We start from the raw sequence: 25761 nt of genomic DNA on the forward strand, positions 1-25761 counted from the left end.
GGGCGCTGCCCCCGGCCTGCGGCCTCCCCCGAAGTATTTTCGGCCAGAAGAAGGGATTTGTTTACCTTGTCCCTGCAGTCTGCATTTGCGGTACAGGCGGAAGCGCCGATGGCCGCGCCAGGAGAAGGGGTTGCCTTTCTTCACGAGGGGAGGGCCAGGTGCCTTCCCCTTTCTTCTTCTGGCTGAAAATACTTCGGGGGAGCGCGGCACGCGCGGGGGCAGAGCCCCCTGAAGAGTGTCGTCGCGCAAGCGGCCTTTGGATCAGGCCTTGTGTGCGATCAGCAGGTCCATGACATTCGTGCCTGTGGGTCCTGTCACCACCAGTGCGCCGTGGTCTTTCAGCCAGGGATAGGCGTTGGCACTGGAGAGTGCGTCCGCCGCGCCGTCCTGCCATGTCGTACCATCGACCAATGCGCCCGCTGCATCCGTCGGGCCGTCGGTGCCGTCGGTTCCGGCCACGAGGATGCGCAGACCCTGCGTTCCGGCAATTTCACGGGCAAGTGCGAGACCAAGAGCCATGTTGCGGCCGCCAAGGCCGGGATTTTCGGGCAGGTGCACAACGGGCTCGCCGCCGAGGATGTGCAGGCCAGGCGCTGCGTCGCGCAGCATTTGACCCAGCCGGGGCGCCAGTTGCGCCACGTCGGCATAAAGCGTCTCTTCGTTTGTGTGCACGGGTAAGGGTGACGTGTCGGCGATGGCAGCGCGCGCGATTGCGTTGCTGGCGATGATGTGTGGCGTGAAACTGAAGGGCGCATCTGGCGATGCGTCCCCGATGCCAGAGCCTATTGTGGCGAGACTGTCTCCCTCCACATCCGAGAGGGCGAGCGTGGTGACGCGCGCGCCTTGGAAGCGAGCCAGGAGCTTGCCGCCCTTTATCTGAGACCGGGCCGTGCGGTGGGCGTTCATGTCACCGATCGGGGTGCCCGAGGCCAGCAGTGCTTCGGTTTCGGCCCGCAGGTCTTCGAGGCTGAGGTCGCCCTCGGGCACTTCGGCGAGCGACGAAGCGCCGCCAGAAACCAGCATCAGCAGATGGCTTCCCGGCGCGCAGGCTGCCACGGCGTCCAGCAGGGCATGGCCCGCTGCGAGGGACGCATCATCCGGAACCGGATGGGCCGCTTCAATGACCGTTGCCTGAGGGGGCGCGTTGTCCGAGTGATGATACTTCGTGACAATCAGGCAAGGGATGTCGGGCCATTGTTCCGAGGCCGCGCGCGCCATGGCCGTGGCGGCCTTGCCCACGGCAACAATACGGTCTGGTTTGGAAATGCCGTCTTCCTCAAGGGCCGTCTTGACGGCGGCGTATCCTTCAACCGCTTTGATGCCAGCCTGCCAAAGCGCGAGGAGATCTGGGGTGTCAGCCATGTTGGAACCCTTGTCGCTGCGTGAATGTGAGTCCGAATCAGCACAATATCTACTCGGAATCGCTGGAAATTGTGATGCTTTGACAAAAAGACTCTAGCCCTAGAATCATGATTCGCGTATCACTACCGCCACAACAAGTGGTCAGCACGGCGAAACAAGGCCGGCGACGCGATTACCAGAAGGGTCCGCAATAAAGCGGTCTGAGGCGAGAGTGGTGGTGTTATGAAGGCGATTGATTTCGTCGTCCGCAATGGTGCGGGCGCAGTGCAGCGTGGAGTCGTGCCGGTTGATGGCAATACGGCGGTGTCGCTGACAAGCGGGCAAGAAATTTCATTCAATCTTCGGCAAATTGATCTGGCCGGGCAGCAGCGCAGCGGAGATGACCTTATCATCACGCTGGTCGACGGGCGCCAGATCACGCTTGAGAATTACTTTAACGATGCGGGCGTTGCCAATCGCCTGTTCATCTCGGCGGACGGTTATCTGAACGAGGTCGCCTTTGTCGAAACAACCGATGGCGAGCTTTTTGCGCAGTACGGTCCGACGGAGCAGTGGGGCAAGTGGAGCCCGTCCGACGATCTGATCTATCTGGGTCGGACGGAAGTGGCGAACCTGCCGGTGACAGATGACGAGGAAGTGTCCATGCTGGGCGCGGCGCTGCTTGGCGGCTCGGGCCTGCTGGGCGGTGGCGCGGCGGCCGCGGCAGCCGTGGTTGGTGGAGCAGCGTTGCTCGGCGGTGGCGGCGGCGGTGGTGGCACCGGCAGTGACGGCGGTGGTGGTGGCGGCGACAACCCGCCTCCCTATGTGCCGGCCGATCCCACTGTGAACGATGTGGGCACATCCACCGATATTGGCGGCGACGATACGTCAACGCATGTTGTAACGGTCACTGGCACTGGAGAGCCGGGTGATACGGTCGAAGTGACCGCCGGCGATCAGGTGGGAACGGTGACGATCGGGGACGACGGCTCCTGGGAGTTGGATTTCGAGGGCGATACCTTCCCCGGCGATGGCACGGTCGAGACGGTTGCCGAATTCACGCATACGGGTGGTGGTTCCACCACGATTGCCGGTCCGACATTCGTGATCGACACGACGCCACCCGATGTTGCAATCACCCACGGGGTGGAATCGGTCGGGCATGTAGTCAATGGTGGTGAGCTGTCCGGCGGCGTCACGCTGCAAGGTACGGGCGAGGCGGGCGCGACGCTGGAGATCACGATCTCCGGTGTGACACGTACGGTCACCGTCGCTGACGACGGGACGTGGGAGGCCACCTGGCAGCCGGGAACACTGGCCGATGGAGAGTATTCCACCGCTGTCACCGTTGTTGCATCGGACAGTTTTGGCAACACCACCACGATCACCGACATGCTTGTCGTGGATACTGTGGCCGAAGTCACAATGGAAACCGCGACCGTTGAAACCGATGGGATCATCAACGCCGAAGAGGCGTCCGATGGTGTCACTCTGACGGGCACGGCGCAGGCCGGTTCGACTGTCGAAGTGACCTTTGGCACGGTTGTAACCAGCGCGATTGTCGATGCGTCCGGCAACTGGACGGCGACCTTTGCAGCGTCCGACATCCCTTCGGGCGAGACAACAGTTGCCGTGACCGCGGTGGCTACCGATGCCGCAGGCAACACGGCCACAGCCACGGGCGACGTTCAGGTCGACACGCTGGTCAATGCGCTTGGATACACCTCTACTGCCGGTGGCGATGGCACGATCAACGCGGCGGAAGCGGCGTCTGGCCTTGTCGTCACAGGCGTGGTCGAGCCGGGCTCGACCGTATCGGTTGAACTGGCTGGTGTGACCACCGCCGCAGTGGTCGCCGCAGATGGCACGTGGACGGCGACTTTTGCACCGGGCGCATTGCCTTCGGGCACCTACACCTCGGATATGGTCGCCACGGCGACCGACGCGGCTGGCAACATGTCGAGTGTCACCCAATCGGTGAACGTGGACACGCAAGCCAGCGTTCTGACGCTGGATGGACCGGTTGAGGGCGATGATGTCATCAACGGGGCAGAGGCGAGCGACGGCGTTGTGTTGTCAGGCACGTCCGATCCGGGCGCGGTTGTGGATGTCACGCTGCACGGTGTCACACATCAGACGGTGACAGGGACCAACGGGACCTGGCAAGCATTCTTTGCTGCAAGCGAGATCCCTGAAGGAACCTACGACGCTCAGATCAGCGCGACGACAACGGACGCAGCGGGCAACACGGCGACGGTCACCGATACGGTGCATGTGGATACGCGGGTCGACAACCTGTCCGTTGCCGCAGACGCCATTGAGGGCGACAACATCATTTCGGAAGCAGAACGTCTGGATGGTACGGTCGTCACTGGCACGACGGAGCCGGGCTCGACCGTGACCGTCACAATGGGCAGCCATACAGTGCCTGCCATCGTGGATGCGAATGGCAATTGGCAAGCGCCCTTTACCGCGGATCAGATCCCGCAAGGTGAATACACCACGGACGTGTCCGTTACCGCGACTGACGTTGCAGGGAATGTCGCGACTGTCACCGATACGGTGCGGGTGGATACGCTGGTCAATGCCCTGAGCCTGAACAAGCCGATTGCCGGAGACGACGTTGTCAACGGCGAGGAAGCGCGCGAAGGCATCAATCTGGGCGGCATGGTCGAGCCTGGCTCGACCGTGATGGTCGATTTCAACGGCACCGTGCTTGAGGCCACTGTGGATGCAGGCGGCACATGGTCGCTTGATATTCCGCCCGCGGCCATACCGGGTGGTGAATACGATGCAGCCATCACTGTCATGGCCACAGATGCCGTCGGCAACACCGATACGCTCAGCGACATGGTGCGCATCGACACGCAAGCTCCAGACGGGCCGGTCATCGCGAGCTACACGCGCGATGCTGACGGGATCCGCGGCATTTCGACAGAGCAAAGCGATGGCGATCTGTCTGTCGCGCAGGTCAATGCGGATGGGTCGATCACCAACGTCGTCGCCAACCAGGTCGACATCGATGTGCTGGGCGAGACGAACTTCCAGTTCCAGACCGATGTGCCGGACGGTTCGCACCTGGTCGTCAGCTCGGAGGATGCGGCGGGCAACACCATCGGCACCTACGTTGTGCTGGATGACGAGAGCGCCAATTCGACCGTTGATCTGGGCAACGCCAACCTTGGCAACTACCAGATCGAGGCGGTGGAACTGCAATTCGCGGAAGAGGCCAGCCTGACCATCACCGAGGCGCAGCTTCTGGATCTGTCGGACGGCACCAACACCCTGACCATCCATGGCGGCAGCGACGACAAGGTCACGATTGCGGGTGCCACGCGCACCGGGTCGACCACGGTCGATGGCCACACCTATGACGTCTACAGCCTGGGTACCGAGGGCACGATCATCCTGGACGACGACATCACCGTGAACACGGGCGTCGTCTAAGGCACTGCAACACAAACGAACTTTCACTGGGCAAGAGCAACAAGACCAAAAAATCGAGCATTCTCCAGCAAGACAGAGGCGCGGACCGGACACCGCAACCGCGCCCACCTCCAAAAACGATAAAAACCCGAACCGGGGCAGGACTATGGGGCAAGGTGGTATGAGGTACGCGGTGGTGTTCACCGCCGTCTCGCTTACAGCGGGATGTATGGGGGACATGGGCGAAATGCCCTTTGTGTCCCGATCCGATGCAGGGGCTGACGCGGAGGTCGTGGCCCCGTCGCAGGCGGCGCTGCGGGCGACACCCACGACACATGACGAGACATTGAACGCGGAAAGCCCGGTTATTCAGGGTTTGCTTGCGCGCCGGTCGGTACTGCCGTCGGGCAGTGCGTATGACCGCGTGGCGACGTCTGTTCTGGCAGCTAATGCCCGCGCCGCGGAGACCGAGTTGCGCGCAGCACGTCTGCGCGCGTCTGCCGCGTCAAAGAACTGGTTGCCGACCATCGGGCCGCGCGTGTCGTTGAACTCGCTGGGCGACATCATCAGCCAGATCGTCGTCGAGCAGGTGATTTTCGACAATGGCCGCAAGAAGGGTGAACGCGCCTTTGCCAAGGCAGATGTCGAGGTGGCCGCCGTCGCGCTGGCCGAGGATACGAATGCCCGGGTGGCGACGGGGTTGGATCTTTATCTGACCGCTGCCGAAGCCCGTGAAAGCGCTGTCGTCCATCGCGCGACCCTGCGTGAGATGGAGCATTTCGAATACATCATGTCAGAGCGCGTCCGGGGCGGCGTGTCGGACATGTCCGATCTGAACGTGATCCGCCAGAAGCTGGCAGAGATCCGAGCCGCCATTGCTGCGAGCGAAGAGGCGGAGGCAACGGCGATTTCCGAGTTGAACGCCATGTCGATCCAGCCGCTGGGCGATGTGCGTGGGCTTGAGACGCTGGCTGTGGGTGGCGCTGCCGCACAGCCCTTGGCCGTGACGCGGGCGGAAGCCGAGAAGGAGCGCAGCATTGCGCAGGCGCAGATTGATCGCGCCAACCAATTGCCCGGCATCACCGCCACGGCGACGGCTGGGGAAAACAGTGGGGCTGGGATCACGGCCGGCGGCACTGGCATCGGCTTTGGCACCGCTGGGCGTTTGCGTGCCATCGAGGCTGCGCGCGAGGCGGCGGGCCGTCAGGTGGCCCAGGCCAATGAGGATGCGAACCGCACCTTGCGCCGTTTGGAGGGCCAGTCTGCTGCCACCGCCCGTCAGGCGGGTGAGGCGCGGGGGCTGACTGCGCAGGCCAAGACGAACCTTGATCTGTTTCAGGATCAATATCAGGCCGGACAGCGGCAGGTCATGGACGTGGTGGGCGTCTATGAAACCTTTGCCGCGCGCCAGGTCGCCGAAGTGCTGCTGAAATACGAAGCGCTCCGCCTGCAGGTCGAATTGGCCCGCGTGCAAGGGGTGCTGGCGGATGGAGAGCAGATTTGACCGAGAAACGCCCCTTTACCCTGACCATCACCAACGGCAATCGGGCGCAGATCACGGCGGCCCCGGTCAAGGAGACGCCGAAGGCCGATAACGCCAATCATGAGGCGGACCGTTTGAGTGCCCGCGCCGATGTGGCGGTGGCCTATGCCGGTTTGCTTGGGGTGTCTGCGGCGGCGTCCGACATGCTGACGACCCTGCGGCAGAACGCGCGTGAGGGGGCAAGTGACAAGGTCGAAGCCGGGACGCTGGCGGGCTGCTTGCGTGGCGCGGGTTTGCAGGCGCAGGTGATGTCTGTGAAGGCCTTGACGCCGGAACACTGGCCCGCACTGGCCTATATGACCAGCGGTCAGGTGGTGTTGGTTGTCGGTCAGGACCGCGATGACCTGATCATTTATGACAAGACCTGCCCGGACAATCGCGCCCATGTGCCGATGGGGGAGTTCATGCCGTTCTTTGCCGGTCTCTTGGTCAAGGCGGAGGCGCCGCTGGAGCGGGTGGCGGAGGTGCACAAAACCTTTGCCGTGCGCAATCACTGGTTCTGGGGGCAGTTCCCGCGCTTTCGCAAGGCGCTGGCGGAGGTGGCGCTTGGGTCTTTCGTTGCGAACCTGCTGGCTGTCGCCGTGGCATTGTTTTCCTTGCAGGTCTATGACCGTGTGATCCCGCATCAGTCCGAGGCGACTTTGTGGGTGCTGGCGGCTGGAGCCTGTCTGGCCCTGTTGCTCGAGGCGTTTATCAAGATCGCCCGTGCCCGCCTGATGGACGGTGCGGGGCGGCAGATTGAGTTGTCCGTTCTGACCCTGCTGATGCAGCGCGTCATGGGGATGCGGAGCGATTTGCGAGGGCAATCTCCGTCGATGACATTCTCGGCCATGCGCGAGTTCGGGTCTGTGCGCGAGTTCTTTACCGCTTCGACGATCGGCACCATTGCCGACATCCCGTTTATCTTTGTGTTCCTGTTGCTGGTCGCGTCCATTGCGGGGCCGGTGGTCTGGGTGCTCATCCTTGGCGGGGTGCTGATGGTGGTGCCCGGTTTCTTCCTGCAGCGCCGGATGCTGCGTTTGACGCAGGAAACGCAGGGCGCGTCCGCCAAGTCTTCGCGGCTGCTGCACGAGGCGATTTTTGAGCGGGATACGGTGAAGACGCAGCGCGCCGAGGACCGTGTGATGCGGTTGTGGCAGGAGTTGACGACTCTGTCGGCCATGAAGTCGTCGGAGCAGCGGCGGCTGGCGTCGGCCCTGACCTTCTGGAGCCAAGGCATGCAGCAGATGACCTATGTGGCTGCGGTGATTGCGGGGACGTATCTGGTCTTTGCCGGGCAGTTTACCGTCGGGTCGATCATTGCGGTGGGTATTCTGTCGTCGCGGACTTTGGCGCCGCTGACGCAGTTGGCGGGCACGATGGCGCGTTGGGGCAATGTGAAGGCGGCGCTCGATGGCCTGGACGCCATTGCCGACGCGCCGCAGGATGTGGATGAAAGCCGGACCTATCTGCGCCGTGATGCGCTGAAGGGGCATTTCGAACTGCGTGAGGTGCAGTTTCAATACGAGGACGATGGCGCGCCGACGTTGGACCTTCCCGGTGTGCAGATCATGCCGGGGCAGCGCGTTGCTGTTCTGGGATCGAACGGGGCGGGCAAGTCGTCTCTGCTCAAGCTGCTGTCGGGGGTCTATGCGCCGAGCAAGGGCCGCGTGCTTATTGATGGCACCGACATGGCGCAGATCGAGCCGCGGGATTTGCGGCGGCTCGTTGGCTATCTGGGACAGGATGTGCGCCTGTTTTCGGGCACGCTGCGGGACAATCTGAACCTGACGTTGCTGGAGCGGGACGATGATCGCCTCTATGCCGCGCTGGATTTCGCGGGGCTGGGGCCGTTTGTGAAGGGGCACTACAAGGGACTGGATCTGGAAATTCTGGATGGCGGGCAGGGCCTGAGCATCGGGCAGCGCCAGTCGATCGGCTGGGCGCGGCTGTGGTTGCAGGATCCCAAGATTTGCCTGTTGGATGAACCCACCGCCGCCTTGGATCAGACGCTGGAAAGCACTCTGGTCAGTCGGCTCGAGACATGGATGGAGGGCCGCACGGCCATCATCGCCACCCACCGCGTGCCGATCCTGTCGCTGACCAACCGCACGCTGATCCTGCAGAACGGGCGCATGACCATCGACGGCCCGCGGGATGAGGTGCTGAGCCATATCGGCAAGACCGTACCGCTGAAGGGCAAGATCGCATGAGCATCGCGCACACCAATCTGAGCGGACAGCTTGAAAGTGACATGCGTGGCCCATCGCTGGTCGTATGGCTGAGCGCCGGGGCGGTGCTGGTGTTTGTTCTTTGGGCCGCGTTTGCCTGGGTGGACGAGATTGTCCGCGGCTCGGGTGAGATGATCTCGTCGTCTCGACCACAGATCATTCAGAACCTTGAGGGCGGTATTCTTGCCGAATTGGCTGTGGCCGAGGGCGACGTTGTCGAGCAGGGTGATGTGCTGGCGCGGTTGCAGGGGACACAGTTTCAGTCTCAGGCCGATGATCTGCAGGATCAGATCGCGGCTCTGGCCGTGCGCCAGTTGCGTCTGGAAGCTGAGTTGGCGGGCCAGTTTGATTTTGCGGTGCCGGGTGCGTTGGAGCAGCAGATGCCGGGGCTTGTGGCGTCGGAGCGGGCGCTGCTCAATGCGCGGCAGACCGACTTTCTGAGCCGCCGCGAGGGCGCGCAACGGGTGCTTGATCAGGCCGCCAAAGAGCGGACGCTGTTGGAGGACTTGCTGGAGCGCAACATCGTCGCACTGATCGAGGTGACGCGGGCGCGTAAAGCCCATGCGGATGCGCGTATCAAGCTCGATGAGATCATGACCCAGACTGAGCTGGAGCGGGCGCAGGCCTATTCCGATACGCTCAAGGAACTGGGCACACTGCGCCAGACCTACAAGGCAGCGCAGGACCAGTTGAACCGGACCGTTCTGGTCAGCCCCATGCGGGGGATCGTGAACAATCTGAGCGTCACGACCATTGGCGGTGTTGTGCGGCCTGGTGAGGAGATCCTGCAGATCATCCCGCTGGACGAGGAGTTGTTTGTCGAGGCGCGCGTGGCGCCCAAGGACATCGCCAACGTTCTGCCGGGGCAGGAAGCGAGCGTGAAGCTGAGCGCCTACGACTACACGATCTATGGTGCGCTGAAGGGCGAGGTGAAGCTGATCTCGGCCGATACATTCAAGGACGAGCGCAAGCCGGACAGCGAGGCGCACTACAAGGTGACGGTGCGGGTGGACATGTCGGCGCTGACGGAGCGGCAACGGTCAATCTCGATCCGGCCGGGGATGCAGGCGGAGGTTGAGTTGCACACCGGGGCGAAGACGGTGCTGCAATATCTGATGAAGCCGCTTTACAAGTCGCGTGAGGCGTTTCGGGAGCCTTAGGGCATGGTTCTGTGCGCGCTTTAATTTTCCTCTCGGAGAGTGGCTGCTAGAGCTACGATTTTTTCATTCTGTTCGGAAAGTCGCGCCTTTGCCGAAACACCGTCCAGAGGGCGAGACATTGGAATTTCCGATGCTAAATTGACCGCCCAAACTGCTTCATCGGGCGGATTGTTATCATCGTATTCGCACAGCGGATCCAGCAAGAAGGAAAGGTATATAGTGCGGCCAAGTGGGCTCCATTTTGGAGTCAGTCTCCAGATTTCCTTCGCCCACCAACAGTCGCTTGAAAGGCAAACCGTTTCAACGTCCCAGCCATTGTTTTTTAGCTTTTCTTTGAGCGGCGCAAATTTCGACATAACGTTCTGAATACCTCAAATCTTGAAAGGCAGCATAGCATGCACCGGAGACGTCTCCGGTTAACTCGCCTCTGTATCCAGCCAGATCGTCACCGGCCCGTCATTCGTTAGTCCCACGGCCATCTCGGCACCGAATTGACCTGTTTCTGTCTCAACCCCAAGATCGCGCAGGGCCTCGGCAAATTGCAGGTAGAGCGCCTCGGCCTCGTCTGGCTTGGCTGCCCCTGAAAAGCCAGGGCGGTTGCCGCGGGACGTGTCCGCTGCAAGCGTGAACTGGCTGACCACAAGCGCGCTGCCGCCTGTTTGCAGGATCGACAGGTTCATTTTGCCGGCGTCGTCCTTGAACAGTCGCAGTTTTGAGACCTTCGCGGCGAGCGCCTTTGCCGTTTCGGTTGTGTCGCCGGGCATAGCGCAGACAAGGATCAGGAGGCCTGGGCCGCATCTGCCGATCGTTTGGCCATCCACGGTGACGGAGGCTTCGGACACCCGCTGCAGGAGCGCCCTCATTCCTTCCACTCCATGACGTCGGCCACTTCGGCACGGTCAGCGCGGAAGGTGTTGGCCGGGTGGTCCGGATCGGCATAGCCGAAGGAAATGGCGCACAGGATCTGCCGATCCTCTGCGATGTCGAAGAAGTCGCGCACGAACGGGGCCTGAGCTGCGATGGCGGCCTGCGGGATGGTTGCGACCTCCAGCGCTTGTGCGGCAAGGCAGAAGGCCGTGACGAAGCCGCCCGTGTCCATGGCGCCGTAGGGGCCCAGCACTTTCGGGCTGGTAATGATTGCTACGTGGGGTGCACCAAACAGCCGGTAGTTTTCCATCATCTGTTGGGCGGAGGCGGCGCGGTCGCCTTTTTCGATGCCAACCGCGTCGTAAAGCTGGAAGCCGCAGGCGCGGCGGCGGTCACCGTAGACGCCGGGGTAGCCTTCGGGCCATGGCATGTCTGGGGCAGGGGCGGTGGTGCTGGCAGCGGCATAAAGCGCGTCGCGGAAGCGCTCGGTCTCGGCCTCGGCGGTTACGATCACCTGCCACGGTTGGGCGTTGCACCAACTCGGCACCTTTTGTGCGGTGGCGATGATGCGTTCGACATCGGCGCGGGGCACCGGGGCGGGTCGGAAGGCGCGGCAGGAGAAGCGGGCTGAGAGGACGGCGTCCAAGGCGTTGAAGTGGGTCATTGCTGTGTAGCGATCACGAAACCGATGCCTGCGGCGACGATCAGGCCCAGCACCGCGGCGATGGCGATCTTGATCTTGGACCAGGGGCGTTCACCCTGCACCCGGCCCGTGCGCCCGTTGACGACAAAGCGGTAGGTTTCGCCCCGGTACTTGTAGGCGGCGAGCCAGACAGGCAGTAGCACGTGTTTGAATGTGATGGCCCCCAGCTTGGTGTCGATGGCGTGGATGCGCTGGCGGTCGCCTCCGATGTCGAACTTGACGTCGCGGGCGATGACGCGGTCCATCTTGGCGCGGGCTTCTTCGAACCCTTCCTCCAGCTCGACTGCATAACCTTCGGCCCGGAAACCGGCGAGGAATTCGGGCGCGTAGGGTTCCAGCGCGCTCAGATCCCAGGGTTCCAGCGCGTCGGTGAAGCGTTTGGGCAGGGACTTTGACGCCAGCACCAGCACGTCGTCGAAGAAGCGGGCGACCTTGCCGTGTGCAGGGCGCCAGCGCACTTTGGCCACGCGCACCTGTTGGCGCTTACCGTCGCGCATCACCGTTCGGGTTTCGTAGTAGACGGTGCCGCGTTCGCCGGAATAGCTGCTGCGGGTGTCGGCGTCGAAGGTCCAGTAGGGGACGTAGATGCCTTGCATCGCGCGGCCCTTGCGCGCGTAGTCCTGCAAGCCGCCGGGGGCGAACCAGAGATTGCCGAGCCAGGTGGTCATGGCATCCCGTGCCTCTGCCTCTGTCAGCGCGAAGGGCAGGACGCCGCGCGGCTTGATATGCCGGTGGGCGCCGGTGTCGGTGACGACCGGCGTGGCGCAGAACGGGCATTCGGTGGCGTGGAGGTCGGCGTCAAATTCGACCTGTGCCGCGCAGTTGGGACAGGTGGAGACGCGGGTCTCCTCGATCTCCGCCGCTGGCAGGTCGGCGGTGAGGGCCGCGCGGTAGTCCAGTTCGGCGATGGGGGCGATGGTGCGCGGGGCGTCCGTGTCCATGGGGGCCGTGTTGCCGCAATGGTCGCAGACCAGCAGGCCCGCGCTTGGATCAAAGCGGAAGTCGGCGCCGCAATTGTCGCAGGGAAAGCGGTGATCGGCTGTGGTGGCCGCAGCGGTTGGGTCGGAAGAGTCGGTCATAGAAGCGAATGCATGGCCTTTGGCGTGATCCGGCGCAAGGCGCCGTCGCCGAGCGCGGTGTGTCGCCAGAGGTGGAAGATGGCGTGCAGCGATGAGGCCGCGATCAGGTAAAAGTACAGATCGACGAGGGCGGGGCCACCCCAGCGTCCACCGAGCATATACCATGCAGTGAGTGCCGCCACGAGGCCAAGCGCGGCGTACATGCCGCGGCTGAGCCATGGGTGTACGGTGCGCAACGCGCCTTCGAGCTTGGGGCCGGGGCCGTTCATCAGGCCCTGGACGATGGCGATGGCGCACATGCCGACGCCTGTCAGCACAAAGGCCCAAGCGATGGCGGGGATCGGCCCGCCTGCCACCAGAAGGATCAGGAGGACGAAATTCGTCCAGTGGAGGGCAATGGTGACTTTGCGGCGCATGGCTGTTCCTGTGTCAGTATCGTCGAGCGTACTGGTCTGGACAGATGTTGGCTATATCGAATGGTGTAAGAAGGTGGGCTTTCACTTTGTGAACAACGCGAGTTTCCATTCAGCTGGAAAGCCGACAAGATGGGGTGCGGGGGGGCTCTAGCGAGGCAGAGGGTTTGGTATGCCTATGGCCCTGAGAGTTCCACGTGCTGTCTTTGCAAGAGCCCATGCGCGTTGTCGGGTTTCTTTGCCATGCGCAGGCGGCTTCTTGGTCCTTCGCCGAATACCGGTAGCGTGGCGGCCTTTGCAAAGGGTTCGCCACCTCCGTCTGATTGATGTCTTCCAACCACTCCTAGCCGCTGGAGCGCTGGGCTTCGAAATTTAGTAACCGCCGCTGGATATGCTGCTGTTGGAAGCCGCAACAGCAAACTGAAAAGACCGCCATACATCAGCGGACATTTGCCGTATTTTGCCGTATCGGTCGGCAAACCTCCCGTCCCGTCTGGGCTGTGTCATTTACTGTGATTATCTGATCGACATAATCTATGGCGGTAGACATTCATTTTAATTCGTTGAGGTAATATGCCAACTCAAGCCAAATCAAGCACGCATTATATGCCCGGAAATTGTGATCCAAAAGTGGTCGTTGACAGCTATCTCAAGGGTGAGAGAAGTCGTATTTTTGGTAAATTCAATTCGAAACCTGAAACAGCTGATATGATCGCGCTAAAGGAAAAGATGACCAGCTTTCTTTTCCTGAACACTTTGAGTGGATTGGTTGGGAAAGACACGCGCCGGCATCTTGAACACTACTTCACAGCTTCAGGAAGAGACTTGGATCTGAATGTAGAAAACATCATTGCGTCTTCACCTGCTGCGCACAAAAGATTTACTGAAGAGGTTGGTCAGGCCAAGGCTTATGTGGAGACGCTGCCGTTTGGACGTCACAGCTTTGCGTCAGCCCGGCCGGAGTCTGCTGCAGTGCGCAAAGAAGAGTGTCCGAACTGGTATTTCGCAATGCACGGATATCAATGTTGGGGCATGGGGGAGGTTTTGGTTACCCCGGACGGAAACCAGGTGCGATACGATATGAAATTTACGTACAAAGTGTTCGATGACTACGATTGGCACAACGGTATGAATGTGACCATTCTCAAAAAGACCATGGCAAACTTGGTAAAAAGAATTCCATATGTTGATGATCTTCTCAATACTAAGCCCACGACCAAGAAGAAGAACGGAGATTACATCGTTGAAGATGGGACCATGCGGGAATTCCATGCCCAGGGCTTGGCGCGGGAGTTTCTGATGCAGGGTGAAACCACTCGGGAATTCTATTGGTGCAAAGGTGAAAAAATTCCAGAATATCAGCTTGCGATTGATCCGCATAAGGCAGGCGATGTGAGCTGTGGAGTGAAGCTTTAGCGAATACGGAGCGCAGGCGGCGTGATTGATGGTGCCGCCGCAAAGGCGACACTACGCTTCCATGGTTCGTGCCAAAGGCGGGCGCTACAGGTGTCTGTTACACCCCGGGCGGCGGTGGTGGCGGCAGGATGGTGAAAAGCTGGGCCAATTCAGTCACGTCCTCTGCCTTCATCCAGCCGTCCTGGCCTGCTGTCCAGACATAGCTTTCGCGAGACAGCTCGCCCGCTTGCGCCATGCGACCCAGCTGTGCCTTGGAGAACGGGCCCTTCGTCTCGCCGTTTTCTGCCACGTGCCAGACATGTTCGACAGGCGGGGGCGGCGGTGTGGCGCCGCCGCGTGCAGGTTGCGCGCCCCAGGGGCCGGGGGATGCAGCCTGCTGACCCATTTGCAGGCCCATCGCCGCGCCCAGCCCGGCCTGCATCGCGTCAGATGCGCCGCTGCCCTCACGGCCAAGCGCTTCTGCCGCCTGGAACTGCATGTATTCGTTGAGATTTCCGATCACGCCCATGGAGGACCGCTTGTCCATCACCTCCTCGACCGCCGGCGGCAGCGAGATGTTTTCGATGTAGAGCTCGGGCAGGGTGAGCCCGTATTCGGTGATTTGGGCGCTGATTTCCTTGGCCACAAGTTGGCCCAGTTCGCGCGTGTTGGCGGCCATGTCCATGACCGGGATGCCGGACTTGGCAAGGCTGCGGGACATCTCCTGCACGATGATGTTGCGGATCTGGAAGCTGATCTCGTCCATCGTGAATTCGCCGTCGGTGCCGACGATCTCGACCAGGAACCGCGCAGGGTCCGCCACCTTGACCGAGTAAGTGCCGAAGGCGCGCAGGCGCACGGGGCCGAATTCCGGATCGCGGCAGATGATCGGGTTCTTGGTGCCCCATTTCAGGTCGTTGAAGCGGGTGGTGTTGACGAAATAGACCTCGGATTTGAACGGGCTTTTGAAGCCGTGATCCCAGTGCTGCAGCGTCGTCATGATGGGCATGTTGTTGGTCTCGAGCATGTAGAGACCGGGGGTGAAGACGTCGGCCAGTTGGCCTTCGTGCACGAAGACGGCAGCTTGCCCCTCGCGCACCGTCAGCTTGGCACCGTATTTGATCTCGTGCCCCTCGCGTTCGAACCGCCAGACCATCGTGTCCCGGCTGTCGTCGACCCAGTGGATGACGTCGATGAACTGGCCGGAGAGGAAATCGAAAATGCTCATTGCGGTGCCCTTTGTATTCAGTTGCAGCCAATATAGGATGCCATGGCAGCAAGTGCGAAGGGTTTTGACGGCACGTGCGTGTGGCAGCCGTTTACGCAGTTCGTTCTGCGCGGTGGCGCGCTTGCAGTCGCGCGATGACGGCCCCCATGATCGTTGCCATGCCGACATGGCCGACAAAGGACGACTGTGTGTATGCACCGAACCCCATCATGAAGTCGCGCCCGACCAATTGGGCGAGGCCGCCTTGCGCCACGAACCAGAGCGCAAGGCCGGTCAGTGCCCCCGCCAGTTCCGGGCGCAGGCCGCTGAGGCGGTGGATCAGCCAGACGGCGCTGCCGAACCCCACGACACCGATGGCGAAGTGCACCGCAAAGGCTGCCCCGTAGCCGAGCGATGCATCGAGGTAGATCCTGGCGAGTGCCGCGATCAGGTTGCTGGGTTCGAGCACGACGCCGAAGATCAGGGGGGACATGAGCCAAGCATAGGCTTCGAAAGCAAGCTCGCCGATCAGGCCCGCGATCAGGACAATGCGCAGGGGAAAGGCTGTGAGCGTGGAGAGCATGATGGGGCCGACCTTGTGCGTTTCATGTGATGAAGCGCACATATGTACGGGCTTGTGGTCAGACAGGTGGCCTCACGGCAATGTGCTATTGTTGAGCGCTGGCCTGCAGTTCTGCGATGTCTTCGCCCAGCTTCTCCCGCGCCAGGTCGGCGACGATAGGTTGCGCTTCGACCAGCCCCATGCCAGGGCGCAGACGGTCGTCGTAGAGCATACCCAGCAGCAGCTCATCATGACCTGTCAGCAGCGCGAACTCATCGTCGTCATTGAAGATCGACGGGCGCGCATCCGGGCTGTCATTGGCAAGGCCAAGGCCCTGGGCAAGCTCCTCGTGAATGCAGGACAGTCGCAAGAGGTCGGGGTTCTCCGACCGTATCACGGCAACGGCCGCGGTGTAGGTCGATTTTTCGGCGCCGCCTGCATAGGCTGCGACGGCGCAATAAGCATCACTGGGCAGATCCCGTACCGGCCCCACGTTGATCCGGTTTACCGCAGGCAAACGGGTGGCGCGCGCATTCAGCGCAGCGGCCCGGTCGTCTTCCGAGACGAAAAAGACCAGGAAATTCGGATTGTCGGACACCGAAATGGGGTGGCCCGTCGCTTGCGACAATCGCCGGGCATAGGCGATCACATCATTGGTGTCGCGCGTGCGCTGACTGGGCGGGACCGACGCACCAAACTCGATCCCAATGCGCACAGGTGCCGCCCATCGGCGCAGGGCGCTGGGCGCGCCGGGGCGGACGCCGGGACTGGCATATTCGTTGAAGAACACGATCTCTTCGAAATTGCGGGCCAGCATGTCGGAGGTGAAGGGCGTGTCCGGCCCGCCGCCATCCTGCCTGAGCAGCCCGGAGGTCAGTTGGCTGGACTGGACCTGTGCCAGATAGGCGCGCAAGGCCGCACTTTCCTGCGACGTCGCCTGGATGTCCGGGACCGGTGGTGGTGCCAGTCCGGCTGGCCGCACTTTCGGCGTCAGCACGGGTTCGACGGGCTGGAACACGTCGCAGGCCGCAAGAAGCCCAAGGGCGACGAGGCCGCCCCATGCCGTCATCCTGCGTCTGATCCGTGCCCCGAGCATCGTTTTTTCGGTCAGTTCGGAACCGAAGTGCCAGCGGTGTCGCCCACGCCATCCTTGCGGGCCTTGGCCGACGCAAGTGTGTCGCGCAGTTCGGCCTCCATCTTCTTCAGTTCTTCCTCGGCAGCCGCACGCTTGGCTTTGCCCTCGTCGGCGATCTGCAGGCTTTCCTCGATGGTGCCGATCAGGTCGGCATTGGCTTGCTTGACGGCCTCGATGTCGAAGACGCCGCGCTCCATCTCGGTTCGGATCGCCTTGTTGCTTTCGCGCAGGTTGGCGGCGTTGGCAGTGAGCAACTCGTTGGTCAGGTCGTTGGCGTCACGCACGGCAGCCGCCGCTTCGGCGCTGCGCTGGATGGTTACGGCCTGAGCCAGTTGTGTTTCCCAAAGCGGCACGGTGTTGACGAGGGTGGAGTTGATCTTGGTGACAAGGCTCTTGTCGTTTTCCTGCACCAGCCGGATCGAGGGCAGGGATTGCATCGTCACCTGACGGGTCAGTTTCAGGTCGTGTACCCGCCGCTCCAGATCGTCGCGGGCGGCGCGCAGGTCGCGCAGTTCCTGCGCTTTCATCACCTGGTCATCCTCGGCGGCGGCATCCACTTCGGCCTGTTTGGCGGGAATCACCTTGTCGTCCAGTTCCTTGATCTTCTCCTCGCCCGCCGCGATGTAGAGCGCCAACTCGTCGTAGAATTGCAGTGTCTTTTCATAGAGCAGGTCGAGCGACTTGATGTCTTTCAGAAGCGTGTGCTCATGCGAAAGCAGATCGTCGGTGATCTTGTCGATCTGGCCCTGCACCGTTTCGAACTTGGCAGTGAACTTGGCAAAGGGGGCCGCGCGGCCCAGAAGCTTCTCCCAGAAGCTGCGCTCGCGCCGGACATCGAGTTCGGAAACCGAAAAGCCCCGGATTGTGGTCACGATATTGCGCAAGCTGTCGCCTGCCGGGCCCACATCCTTGTTTCGGACGTCCTGCAGCATGGACTGGCTGATTTCCTGCAACTCTGCCTGCGCGGCAGAGCCGAAAGACACGATGGATTGCGTGTCTTCCATGTCGATCTCGTCCATACGGGCGCGGATTTCGGTGCCAACGGGCGCGTCGGCCTGTTCCAGCGGGACAATCGCGTTGGCGTCCTTGGGTTCGGGCAGCACCACGGCGGTGACTTCCTCGACCTGTGCAAGAGCGGCTTCGGCCTTTTGGCGAACTGTTTCGGACATGACTTGATCCTTATCGTTAAGCGTCATCGGCGGGCGACACGCGCACGCCTTCGCGCTGCAAGCGGTCGCGCAGCACGTCGATTTCGATGGTGAGGTCGGAGCGATCCTCGGTGAGCAATTTGCGGGTGCGCGCGGCGAAGTTCTCTTCCAGATCGTCCAGAAGGGCTGCGTAGTCGGTGCGGGCCTGCGCGTCGCGGCTGCGCCCGTAGATGTCGGCGAACTTGATCGTCGCGTCGCGCGCACCGATCAGGTAGACGCCCAGATATTTGCGTGCCGCGGTCAGGTCGCGCGGGTCTTCCTCGACCGTGCGGATGAGGTCGCGCACGGTGGTCTGGAACTGGTCGAGACGCAGTTCCATCTTGCGATCTTCGGCGCGCTTCATGGCGTCGCGCATGTCGGCCAGCAACTCTTCGGCCCCATCCACGACGCGGGCAACGCGGTCTTGTTGGAAGCTGTCGACGCCTTCGAGGCCCTTGGATTTCAGAGGGTCGATGCCGAAAGCGGCCAAGTGCAGGCCAAAGGCGGCCAGCCCGTAGAGCAGAGGTGCGATGATGCCCGGATCGGAGCGATAGGCAGCCAGCGTGATGCCGAAACCAACGAGGAAGGCCGCGATGATCTTGCGCGGCAGGGCAGGTCGGCGCGCGACCTTGCGGGTATGGTATGCGGCTTCAGCCTTCAGCCCCTCGCGCAGCATGAATGCGCCGCCGGTCAGCACGGCGGCAGATACCAGCGCGGTCACAAGCCCGGTCGCCCCATCGTTCAATGCCAGAAACACCATCGGTATGGCGGGCAGGAACATCAGGTTGGCGCGCGCGCCAACCGGGTCCACCTTGGCCCGATCAAAAGCCGGGCGGTCGCCTGTGTCGGGTGCGTCGGTCGGGTCGGGGCTGTACTTGCCGCCAAAGCGTTTGGCCATGGTCTCAGGCTCCTCCGGCGCAGGGCACGGGGTAGGTCAGCGTTCCGGCGGGATAGCTGCGTCCGGCGTCGAAACAGGTGACACGATTGGGCCCGTCTGCCCAGTATTGATGCGGATTGGTGCCTCGTTTGCCATCCCGCAGATAGCGCATGTGGCCCCAGAACGTGCCCTTTTCCGGTCCGCGCCACGCGCGGCCCAGCTGGAAATGCAGGTGGCGCACGCCGCCGATACATCTGAAGTCGCGCTGGTTGTTGCCTAGCGTACCGATCAACTGCCCGCGGCGTACGCTCTGGCCGGACTTGACCTGCATTTGACCAAGGTGCCCGTAGGCCGCAATCAGAGGCTTGCCATCCCGGCCGATGCCGTGGTCGATAACGACAGTTGGCCCCCAGCAAGATCCGACATCCGTCTCAAGTACGCGCCCGTCGGCTGCGGCAATGATCTGGCTGCCGTTTGGACCGGCCAAATCAATGCCTTGGTGGACTGACAGCCGCAAACCGCCGCGAACGTTGGTGCGCGACCGGAAGTCCGAGATGATTTTCGGAGCGCCCGCCGGGTATGTAATTTCGCCGACATTCCTCGCGAGCAGCGGTGAATCGGGCGTGCAGATCAGAGCGCTGATCAATGCCACCGCTTTGCCACTCAAAACGCTGCGGGCGCAGCGACGGTGAGGTTGACGCTTCATCATCAGGTCAGAGGCCACCGAGCAAACCCAGTGTCACGCCGAACATCAATGCCAGCAATGCGGCAAAGGCGATTTTCTGAAAAGCGGTCGGCTCCATCCCGTAGTTCCCTGTTGGCTATCAGATATATAGCCGCTTTGCGGGTGCGGCACTAGGGGTGCGCGCGTCCCCTCCACTGCATGAGAGGTGTGACGCGCAAATGACGGGCACAAGGGGAAAGTTTCACGCCGCGTGTCACATATGAGCTTACCGTCGAGGCGGCTTGCGCGTGCGGCGGGGTTTGCCCTTGGGTTTGGCCGTACCGGTCTCTGGTTCAGGATCAAGACCCAGTTGGTCGCGCACGATCCGTCTGCGCACCTCCTCGACCGCGCCCTGTTTCAACTCGCCCAGTTGGAAAGGACCGTAGCTGACGCGGATCAGCCGGTTCACGGCGAGGCCGATGCTGTCCATCGCGCGCCGGATCTCGCGGTTCTTGCCTTCGCGCAAGCCGACGGTGAGCCAGGCATTGGCACCCTGCTGGCGGTCCAGCGTGACCTGCATGGGCTGGAAGTGCTCGCCCTCGACCGTGACGCCCTTGCGTAAGGGTTCAAGCTGCGGATCGGTTGGCCGACCGTTCACCCGCACGCGGTAGCGCCGCATCCAACCGGTCGAAGGCAGTTCGAGCTTGCGCTTGATCCCGCCATCGTTGGTCAGCAGCAGGAGCCCTTCGGAATTGAGGTCGAGCCGTCCGACGCTCATCACGCGCGGCATGTCGTCTGGCAGGGCATCGAAGATAGTCTTGCGGCCTTGTTCATCCTTTGTGGTCGTCACCAGCCCAGCAGGCTTGTGGTAGAGCCAAAGTCTTTCAGGATCAGGGGCTTGCAGGGGTTTGCCATCCACTGTGATCTTGTCGCTGTCGGTTACGTTCAGCGCCGGGCTGTCGATCTGCTTGCCATTCACGCTCACGCGGCCAGCGGCGATGATATCTTCCGCGCCGCGGCGGCTGGCGATACCGGCGCGGGCGAGAACCTTGGCGATGCGGTCGCCTTTGGGGGTGTCTTGGGTCATGGGCCGGGCTTACCGCCGGGTTGCGCGGCAGGCAAGCGGCGTGGCAGGGAAGCGCCATGGAGTTTCGGTCATTCATGGATCAGGCGCTGGAGGAGGCGCGGGCGGCGGGTGCGCGGGGCGAGGTGCCTGTGGGCGCTGTTGTGGTGTCGCCTGCCGGGCAGATCGTGGCGCGGGCGGGCAACCGGACGCGGGAGTTGAACGATCCGACGGCCCATGCAGAGGTTCTGGCGATCCGGGCGGCTTGTGCTGATGCTGGGTCGGAGCGGCTGGTGGGCCATGATCTTTACGTGACGCTGGAACCTTGCGCCATGTGTGCGGCGGCGATTGCGGCGGCGCGGATTGCGCGGGTGTATTATGGCGCGTCAGATCCCAAGTCCGGCGGTGTGGCCCATGGGGCGCGGGTGTTTTCGCATCCCCAAGCGCATCATGTGCCCGAGGTCTATGACGGGATTGCAGCGACAGAGGCCGAGGACCTGTTGAAGCAGTTTTTCGCATCTCGGCGGTAGCTATTTCCTTTGAAGGCTTCGGGATGTGCCGTGTCAGAGGGTGATGGGCTGCATGACCTCCGGCTCGATCACCTTGACGCCCGGCAACCCCTCCTTCAGCACCTCTGCCGATTGTTCGAGGAGCGGGAAAGTCCTGTAATGACATGGGATTACAGTATCGAAGTGAAAGAAGTGCCGGGCGGCATAGGCGGCGCCGGCCATGTCCATGGTATAATATCCCCCTGCCGACAGGATGCCGATATCGGGTTTGTGGTAGTCGCCGATCCACGACATGTCCGCCATGATGTCAGTGTCGCCCGAGACATAGATCACCTTGTCTTCGCCGCGAATGATGAACCCGCATTCCTGGCCCGAATAGCGCGGGTTCTCGTCGTCTCCGATGGAGGATGAGTGCGATGCCGGCACCAGGGTCGCGGTGACGTTACCAAGGCTGATCGTGCCGCCGCGACCGTATGCATGACCTTGGATCGCGCCCTTGGCAAAGAGCAGGTTGCCCAGCTCGAAGATGGCCGAGACTGGTGCGCCGGTCTTCTGGCTGATCGCAACGCTGTCGGCGGTGTGGTCGAAATGGCCATGCGTGACGAGGATGTGGGTGGCGTCCTGGATGGCCGCCTCGTGCTGGTCTTCGGCAAGCATGGGGTTGCCGGTGAGCCAGGGGTCGATCAGCAGGATCTGGTCCCCGATTTCGATGCGAAAGCTGCCGTGGCCGAGCCAGATGATGTTCATGGTGCGTCTCCCGTTTTACGCGAGTGTAGCGCCGATTTCAGGGTGCGGGAGCCTCCGGCGGGGATTTTTTTTGAAACAGGGAATTCGGACCGGTCCGCGCAGCGGCAAACACCGTGGGGCGGTGTTTGAGGTCCGAATGGGCGGAGCCCCGGATCGGCGCGATTCGCGCCGGGATTTACCTGATTTTTACGGAGTTTAAGGGGCGGAGACAGGGTGTCACCCCGCGTGCACCATCCGTACACCCCCTGTGCACCCCCATCGGGCGGTGGGGCAGGGGTTAACGCAACGTGCGGTGCCCTCTTGAATGGCGCGTTGGGAGGGGTAGGTGACAGGGCATGGAATTGCTGCGCCAGATTGACGGGTATTGCGAGCGGTTGGGGCCGGACTATTGGGCCGAGCCGGTGAATGCGGTGACCAACGCAGCCTTTGTCATTGCCGCCCTTTGGATGTGGCGGCGTAGTGCGGGGGTGCCGCTGGCCCGTGTGCTTTGCATCATCCTTGGGCTGATCGGGCTGGGCAGCTACCTGTTTCACACCCACGCGCAGGTGTGGTCGGCCATTGCGGATGTGGCGCCGATTGCAGCGTTCATTCTACTATATATCTTCGCCATCAACCGGGATGTCTGGGGCATGCGGACGGGTTGGGCGCTGGGCGCGACGGCATTGTTTTTCCCGTATGCCGCGGCAACCGTCCCGCTGTTTCAATATGTGCCCGTGCTGGGTGTATCGGCGGGGTATCTGCCTGTCCCCGCGCTGATCCTGATCTATGCCGTCGCCCTGTGGCGCCGTGCGCCTGCGCTGGCGCGCGGATTTGTGATCGGCGCCGTCATTCTGCTGGTGTCTCTGACCGCGCGGTCGGTTGATGATATGCTGTGCAACCAGATCCCCTTGGGCACGCATTTTCTGTGGCATATCCTCAACGCGGTCATGCTGGGCTGGATGATCGAGGTGTATGTGCGCTTCTTGCGCGCCCGAGAGGCTTGAAGGCACACCCGCCGCGCGATAAAGCCGCCTCAAGACGCAAGAGAGGGATTTCATGTCCATCGATCAAAGCACCGCCGCCCGCGTGGCGAAACTGGCCCGGATCAAGGTCGAGGAAGATCAGCTTCCGGCGCTGGCTGACGAATTCAACACGATCCTCGGCTTCATCGAGCAGCTGAGCGAGGTCGATGTGGAGGGCGTGGAGCCCATGACATCCGTGACCCCGCAGCGCCTGAAGCGCCGTGTGGACGAGGTGACGGATGGTGGTCAGCAGGACAAGGTGCTGGCCAACGCGCCGGATGCCCGCGAGGGGTTCTTTGCCGTGCCGAAGGTGGTTGAGTGATGAGCGAATTGAACAAGCTGGGGCTGGCTGAAGCCCGTGATGCACTGCGCGAAGGTGACGTGACCTCGGTCGAGTTGACCGAGGCGTGCCTGACTGAGATCGAAGGGGCTGGGGCGCTGAACGCCTTTGTCCACAACACGCCCGAGATTGCACGGGAGCAGGCCAAGGCGGCGGATGCGCGGATCAAGGCGGGTGATGCGCCCGACATGTGCGGCTTGCCCATCGGGATCAAGGATCTGTTCTGTACCAAGGGTGTGCCGTCTCAGGCCGGGAGCCGTATTCTGGAAGGGTTCCTGCCAGAATATGAGAGCACCGTCAGCGGCAACCTGCTGGATGCAGGTGCGGTGATGCTGGGCAAGTTGAACATGGATGAATTTGCCATGGGCTCGTCCAACGAGACGTCCGTGTATGGCAATGCTGTGAACCCGTGGCGGCGCGGCAATGATGAGGCTGCCCTGACCCCCGGCGGGTCGTCGGGTGGCTCGGCCAGTGCTGTGGCTGCGGATCTGTGTCTGGCGGCGACCGGCACTGATACGGGCGGCTCCATTCGCCAGCCTGCGGCCTTTACCGGCATCACCGGCATCAAGCCGACCTATGGACGGTGTTCGCGTTGGGGTGTGGTGGCCTTTGCGTCTTCGCTGGATCAGGCGGGGCCGATGACCAAGTCGGTGCGCGATGCGGCCATCATGCTGGAAACCATGTGCAGCCATGATCCCAAAGACAGCACCAGCGTCGATCTGCCGGTGCCGAAATTCGAGGCCATGCTGACCGGCGACATCAAGGGCAAGAAGATCGGTATTCCCAAAGAATACCGCATGGACGGGATGCCGGACGAGATCGAAACGCTCTGGGCGCAAGGCCGCGAGATGCTGGCCGATGCGGGAGCGGAGATTGTCGATATTTCGCTGCCTCACACCAAATACGCGCTGCCTGCTTACTATGTGGTAGCGCCGGCCGAGGCGTCCTCGAACCTCGCCCGCTATGATGGGGTGCGCTATGGGCATCGCGCCAAGCTGGATCAGGGCGACGGCATCACCGAGATGTATGAAAAGACCCGGGCCGAGGGTTTTGGTGACGAGGTGAAGCGCCGCGTGATGATCGGGACTTATGTGCTGAGTGCCGGGTTCTATGACGCCTACTACAACCGTGCGCGCAAGGTGCGGACGCTGATCAAGAAGGACTTTGAGGACGTCTTTGCCCAGGGGATCGACGCGATCCTGACGCCTGCGACGCCCTCTGCCGCCTTTGGGTTGGGCGAGGCGTCGGATGATCCGGTGCAGATGTATCTGAACGACGTGTTCACCGTGACCGTCAACATGGCGGGCCTGCCGGGCATCGCCGTGCCTGCGGGAACCGATGCGCAGGGTTTGCCGTTGGGCCTGCAGTTGATTGGCCGTCCATGGGAGGAAGGGGATTTGCTGAACACCGCTTATGCCCTGGAGGCACGGGCCGGTTTTGTGGCCAAACCGCAGAAATGGTGGTAATCCCGTTCGACCAAAACCCAAAAGGGTAGAGCAGATGATGAGTTTCCGCAGTTTCCTGATGCTGGGTGCCGTGGCCGGACTGGCCGCGTGTCAGCCCGCGATCCCAGACAGCAATCCGGGTGATTTTGCCGATCCTGGACGTGGCGTAGGCTTTGACAACCCCAACACGCTGGCCGCGCGCGAGGCCCGCGACGCACAGCTGACAGGTCCGGCGGTTCAGCCCGCTGCACCGGTTGGCACGCAACCCTTGCCCCCTGCGGGGCAGCAGCCTGTGGCAGGTGCGCCTGCGCGGCCGGCCACGGCGCAAACGCCGCGTGCGGTATCGAATCCGGCCAGCCTGGATGCGGAGCTGGCGCAGATTGCGGCGAACAATGATGCGGCGGCCGCCCGGGCCAATTCCGGGCAGACCGTGGTCAACGCGAGCCCGTCGAACGCGGCGCCCGTGATCCTGAACAATCCGGGCATATCGGACGAGAACAATTTCGATGCGGTGTCGTCGCGCGAATCCATCGCAAGCGATGCGGCCCGTCTGGAAGCGAACCGGCAGCAATATCAGGTGGTGCAGCCCACGGCCTTGCCCTCGCGGGCGGGCAGTGCGCAGCCGAATGTCGTCCAATATGCCCTGCAAACCCGCCATCCGAAGGGCACGCAGATGCATCGCCGGTTCTCGGTCGCGTCGGCGGCCAAGTTTCAGCGCAATTGCGCGGTCTACAACTCCAGTGACGAGGCGCAGATCGACTTCCTCGCCTCCGGTGGGCCGCAGCGCGATCGCAAGGGGCTGGATCCGGATGGCGACGGCTATGCCTGCGGCTGGGACCCGGCACCATTCCGCCGGGCGGCTGGCAACTGATCCTGCATCAGCATCC

Annotated in this window: 24 protein-coding genes; 10 read left to right on the forward strand and 14 right to left on the reverse strand. The window is 62.3% G+C overall.

Features of this window, described 5'->3' with window-relative positions; translation table 11 throughout:
- Positions 1 to 261 precede the first annotated feature (261 nt).
- Positions 262 to 1362, reverse strand: coding sequence for a DUF4147 domain-containing protein (locus KUV51_RS14985; RefSeq protein ID WP_218463137.1), 1101 nt, complete (start codon positions 1360 to 1362; stop codon positions 262 to 264).
- Between the two features lie 222 nt (positions 1363 to 1584).
- On the opposite strand from KUV51_RS14985, the gene KUV51_RS14990 reads away from it, so the two are divergent.
- The 4 genes from KUV51_RS14990 to KUV51_RS15005 all read left to right on the forward strand — a co-directional run bounded on the left by KUV51_RS14990 (position 1585) and on the right by KUV51_RS15005 (position 9680).
- Positions 1585 to 4788: an Ig-like domain-containing protein gene (locus KUV51_RS14990; RefSeq protein ID WP_218463136.1), complete on the forward strand. Its 3204-nt coding sequence runs from the start codon at positions 1585 to 1587 to the stop codon at positions 4786 to 4788.
- 160 nt (positions 4789 to 4948) lie between these two features.
- Positions 4949 to 6271 (forward strand): TolC family protein, encoded by a 1323-nt coding sequence (locus KUV51_RS14995; protein ID WP_255553511.1) that lies wholly within the window; start codon positions 4949 to 4951, stop codon positions 6269 to 6271.
- Positions 6268 to 8502: an ATP-binding cassette domain-containing protein gene (locus KUV51_RS15000; RefSeq protein ID WP_218463135.1), complete on the forward strand. Its 2235-nt coding sequence runs from the start codon at positions 6268 to 6270 to the stop codon at positions 8500 to 8502. The genes KUV51_RS14995 and KUV51_RS15000 overlap by 4 nt, the downstream gene beginning before the upstream one ends.
- A complete protein-coding gene (locus tag KUV51_RS15005) occupies positions 8499 to 9680 on the forward strand; it encodes an HlyD family type I secretion periplasmic adaptor subunit (RefSeq protein WP_218463134.1) in 1182 nt (393 codons plus the stop codon). Before KUV51_RS15000 ends, KUV51_RS15005 begins: the two co-directional genes overlap by 4 nt.
- A gap of 20 nt (positions 9681 to 9700) precedes the next feature.
- Here the strand turns inward: KUV51_RS15005 and KUV51_RS15010 are convergent, their stop codons facing one another.
- Genes KUV51_RS15010 through KUV51_RS15030 form a run of 5 tightly spaced genes read right to left on the reverse strand, consistent with a single transcriptional unit; the run spans position 9701 to position 12745 of the window.
- Entirely contained in the window at positions 9701 to 10036 is a 336-nt protein-coding gene (locus KUV51_RS15010; protein WP_218463133.1) for a hypothetical protein, read from the reverse strand.
- Positions 10037 to 10096: 60 nt separating this feature from the next.
- Positions 10097 to 10543: a D-aminoacyl-tRNA deacylase gene (gene dtd / locus KUV51_RS15015; protein ID WP_218463132.1), complete on the reverse strand. Its 447-nt coding sequence runs from the start codon at positions 10541 to 10543 to the stop codon at positions 10097 to 10099.
- Entirely contained in the window at positions 10540 to 11211 is a 672-nt protein-coding gene (locus tag KUV51_RS15020) for a nitroreductase family protein (protein WP_218463131.1), read from the reverse strand. Before KUV51_RS15020 ends, dtd begins: the two co-directional genes overlap by 4 nt.
- Complete coding sequence (locus tag KUV51_RS15025; protein ID WP_218463130.1) at positions 11208 to 12329, reverse strand: TFIIB-type zinc finger domain-containing protein; 1122 nt, start codon at positions 12327 to 12329, stop codon at positions 11208 to 11210. The genes KUV51_RS15020 and KUV51_RS15025 overlap by 4 nt, the downstream gene beginning before the upstream one ends.
- Complete coding sequence (locus KUV51_RS15030) at positions 12326 to 12745, reverse strand: hypothetical protein (protein WP_218463129.1); 420 nt, start codon at positions 12743 to 12745, stop codon at positions 12326 to 12328. The genes KUV51_RS15025 and KUV51_RS15030 overlap by 4 nt, the downstream gene beginning before the upstream one ends.
- 570 nt (positions 12746 to 13315) lie before the next feature.
- Here KUV51_RS15030 and KUV51_RS15035 point away from each other — a divergent pair.
- Entirely contained in the window at positions 13316 to 14158 is an 843-nt protein-coding gene (locus tag KUV51_RS15035; protein ID WP_218463128.1) for a hypothetical protein, read from the forward strand.
- Between the two features lie 97 nt (positions 14159 to 14255).
- On the opposite strand, the gene KUV51_RS15040 is transcribed toward KUV51_RS15035, so the two are convergent.
- The 7 genes from KUV51_RS15040 to KUV51_RS15070 all read right to left on the reverse strand — a co-directional run bounded on the left by KUV51_RS15040 (position 14256) and on the right by KUV51_RS15070 (position 20856).
- The gene (locus tag KUV51_RS15040) at positions 14256 to 15365 is read right to left on the reverse strand and encodes an SPFH domain-containing protein (RefSeq protein WP_218463127.1); all 1110 of its coding nucleotides are present in this window, start codon (positions 15363 to 15365) and stop codon (positions 14256 to 14258) included.
- A gap of 91 nt (positions 15366 to 15456) precedes the next feature.
- Positions 15457 to 15927 (reverse strand): hypothetical protein, encoded by a 471-nt coding sequence (locus tag KUV51_RS15045; protein WP_218463126.1) that lies wholly within the window; start codon positions 15925 to 15927, stop codon positions 15457 to 15459.
- Between the two features lie 85 nt (positions 15928 to 16012).
- Positions 16013 to 16975 carry a DUF2927 domain-containing protein gene (locus tag KUV51_RS15050; RefSeq protein WP_255553510.1) on the reverse strand — a complete coding sequence of 321 codons (963 nt, stop codon included), beginning with the start codon at positions 16973 to 16975 and terminating at the stop codon, positions 16013 to 16015.
- Between the two features lie 38 nt (positions 16976 to 17013).
- Positions 17014 to 18210: a toxic anion resistance protein gene (locus tag KUV51_RS15055; RefSeq protein ID WP_218463124.1), complete on the reverse strand. Its 1197-nt coding sequence runs from the start codon at positions 18208 to 18210 to the stop codon at positions 17014 to 17016.
- 16 nt (positions 18211 to 18226) lie between these two features.
- Positions 18227 to 19126 (reverse strand): 5-bromo-4-chloroindolyl phosphate hydrolysis family protein, encoded by a 900-nt coding sequence (locus KUV51_RS15060; protein ID WP_218463123.1) that lies wholly within the window; start codon positions 19124 to 19126, stop codon positions 18227 to 18229.
- A 4-nt stretch (positions 19127 to 19130) separates the two neighbouring features.
- Positions 19131 to 19757 carry a M23 family metallopeptidase gene (locus tag KUV51_RS15065; RefSeq protein ID WP_222522395.1) on the reverse strand — a complete coding sequence of 209 codons (627 nt, stop codon included), beginning with the start codon at positions 19755 to 19757 and terminating at the stop codon, positions 19131 to 19133.
- Positions 19758 to 20055: 298 nt separating this feature from the next.
- Positions 20056 to 20856, reverse strand: coding sequence for a pseudouridine synthase (locus tag KUV51_RS15070; protein WP_218463121.1), 801 nt, complete (start codon positions 20854 to 20856; stop codon positions 20056 to 20058).
- A gap of 56 nt (positions 20857 to 20912) precedes the next feature.
- On the opposite strand from KUV51_RS15070, the gene KUV51_RS15075 reads away from it, so the two are divergent.
- Entirely contained in the window at positions 20913 to 21362 is a 450-nt protein-coding gene (locus KUV51_RS15075; RefSeq protein WP_218463120.1) for a nucleoside deaminase, read from the forward strand.
- Between the two features lie 33 nt (positions 21363 to 21395).
- Here the strand turns inward: KUV51_RS15075 and KUV51_RS15080 are convergent, their stop codons facing one another.
- Positions 21396 to 22088, reverse strand: coding sequence for a metal-dependent hydrolase (locus KUV51_RS15080; protein ID WP_218463119.1), 693 nt, complete (start codon positions 22086 to 22088; stop codon positions 21396 to 21398).
- A 335-nt stretch (positions 22089 to 22423) separates the two neighbouring features.
- Here KUV51_RS15080 and KUV51_RS15085 point away from each other — a divergent pair, with 335 nt between their 5' ends.
- Genes KUV51_RS15085 through KUV51_RS15100 form a run of 4 tightly spaced genes read left to right on the forward strand, consistent with a single transcriptional unit; the run spans position 22424 to position 25745 of the window.
- Positions 22424 to 23071, forward strand: coding sequence for a ceramidase domain-containing protein (locus KUV51_RS15085; RefSeq protein ID WP_218463118.1), 648 nt, complete (start codon positions 22424 to 22426; stop codon positions 23069 to 23071).
- Between the two features lie 52 nt (positions 23072 to 23123).
- Positions 23124 to 23411, forward strand: a complete 288-nt coding sequence (gatC, locus tag KUV51_RS15090; RefSeq protein ID WP_218463117.1) for an Asp-tRNA(Asn)/Glu-tRNA(Gln) amidotransferase subunit GatC — start codon at positions 23124 to 23126, stop codon at positions 23409 to 23411.
- Positions 23411 to 24895, forward strand: coding sequence for an Asp-tRNA(Asn)/Glu-tRNA(Gln) amidotransferase subunit GatA (gene gatA, locus KUV51_RS15095; protein WP_218463116.1), 1485 nt, complete (start codon positions 23411 to 23413; stop codon positions 24893 to 24895). Before gatC ends, gatA begins: the two co-directional genes overlap by 1 nt.
- Positions 24896 to 24929: 34 nt before the next feature.
- Positions 24930 to 25745, forward strand: a complete 816-nt coding sequence (locus tag KUV51_RS15100; RefSeq protein ID WP_218463115.1) for a hypothetical protein — start codon at positions 24930 to 24932, stop codon at positions 25743 to 25745.
- Positions 25746 to 25761: the final 16 nt, after the last annotated feature.

This window comes from Tateyamaria omphalii (genome assembly GCF_019802125.1).
GTDB classification, from domain to species: domain Bacteria; phylum Pseudomonadota; class Alphaproteobacteria; order Rhodobacterales; family Rhodobacteraceae; genus Tateyamaria; species Tateyamaria omphalii_B.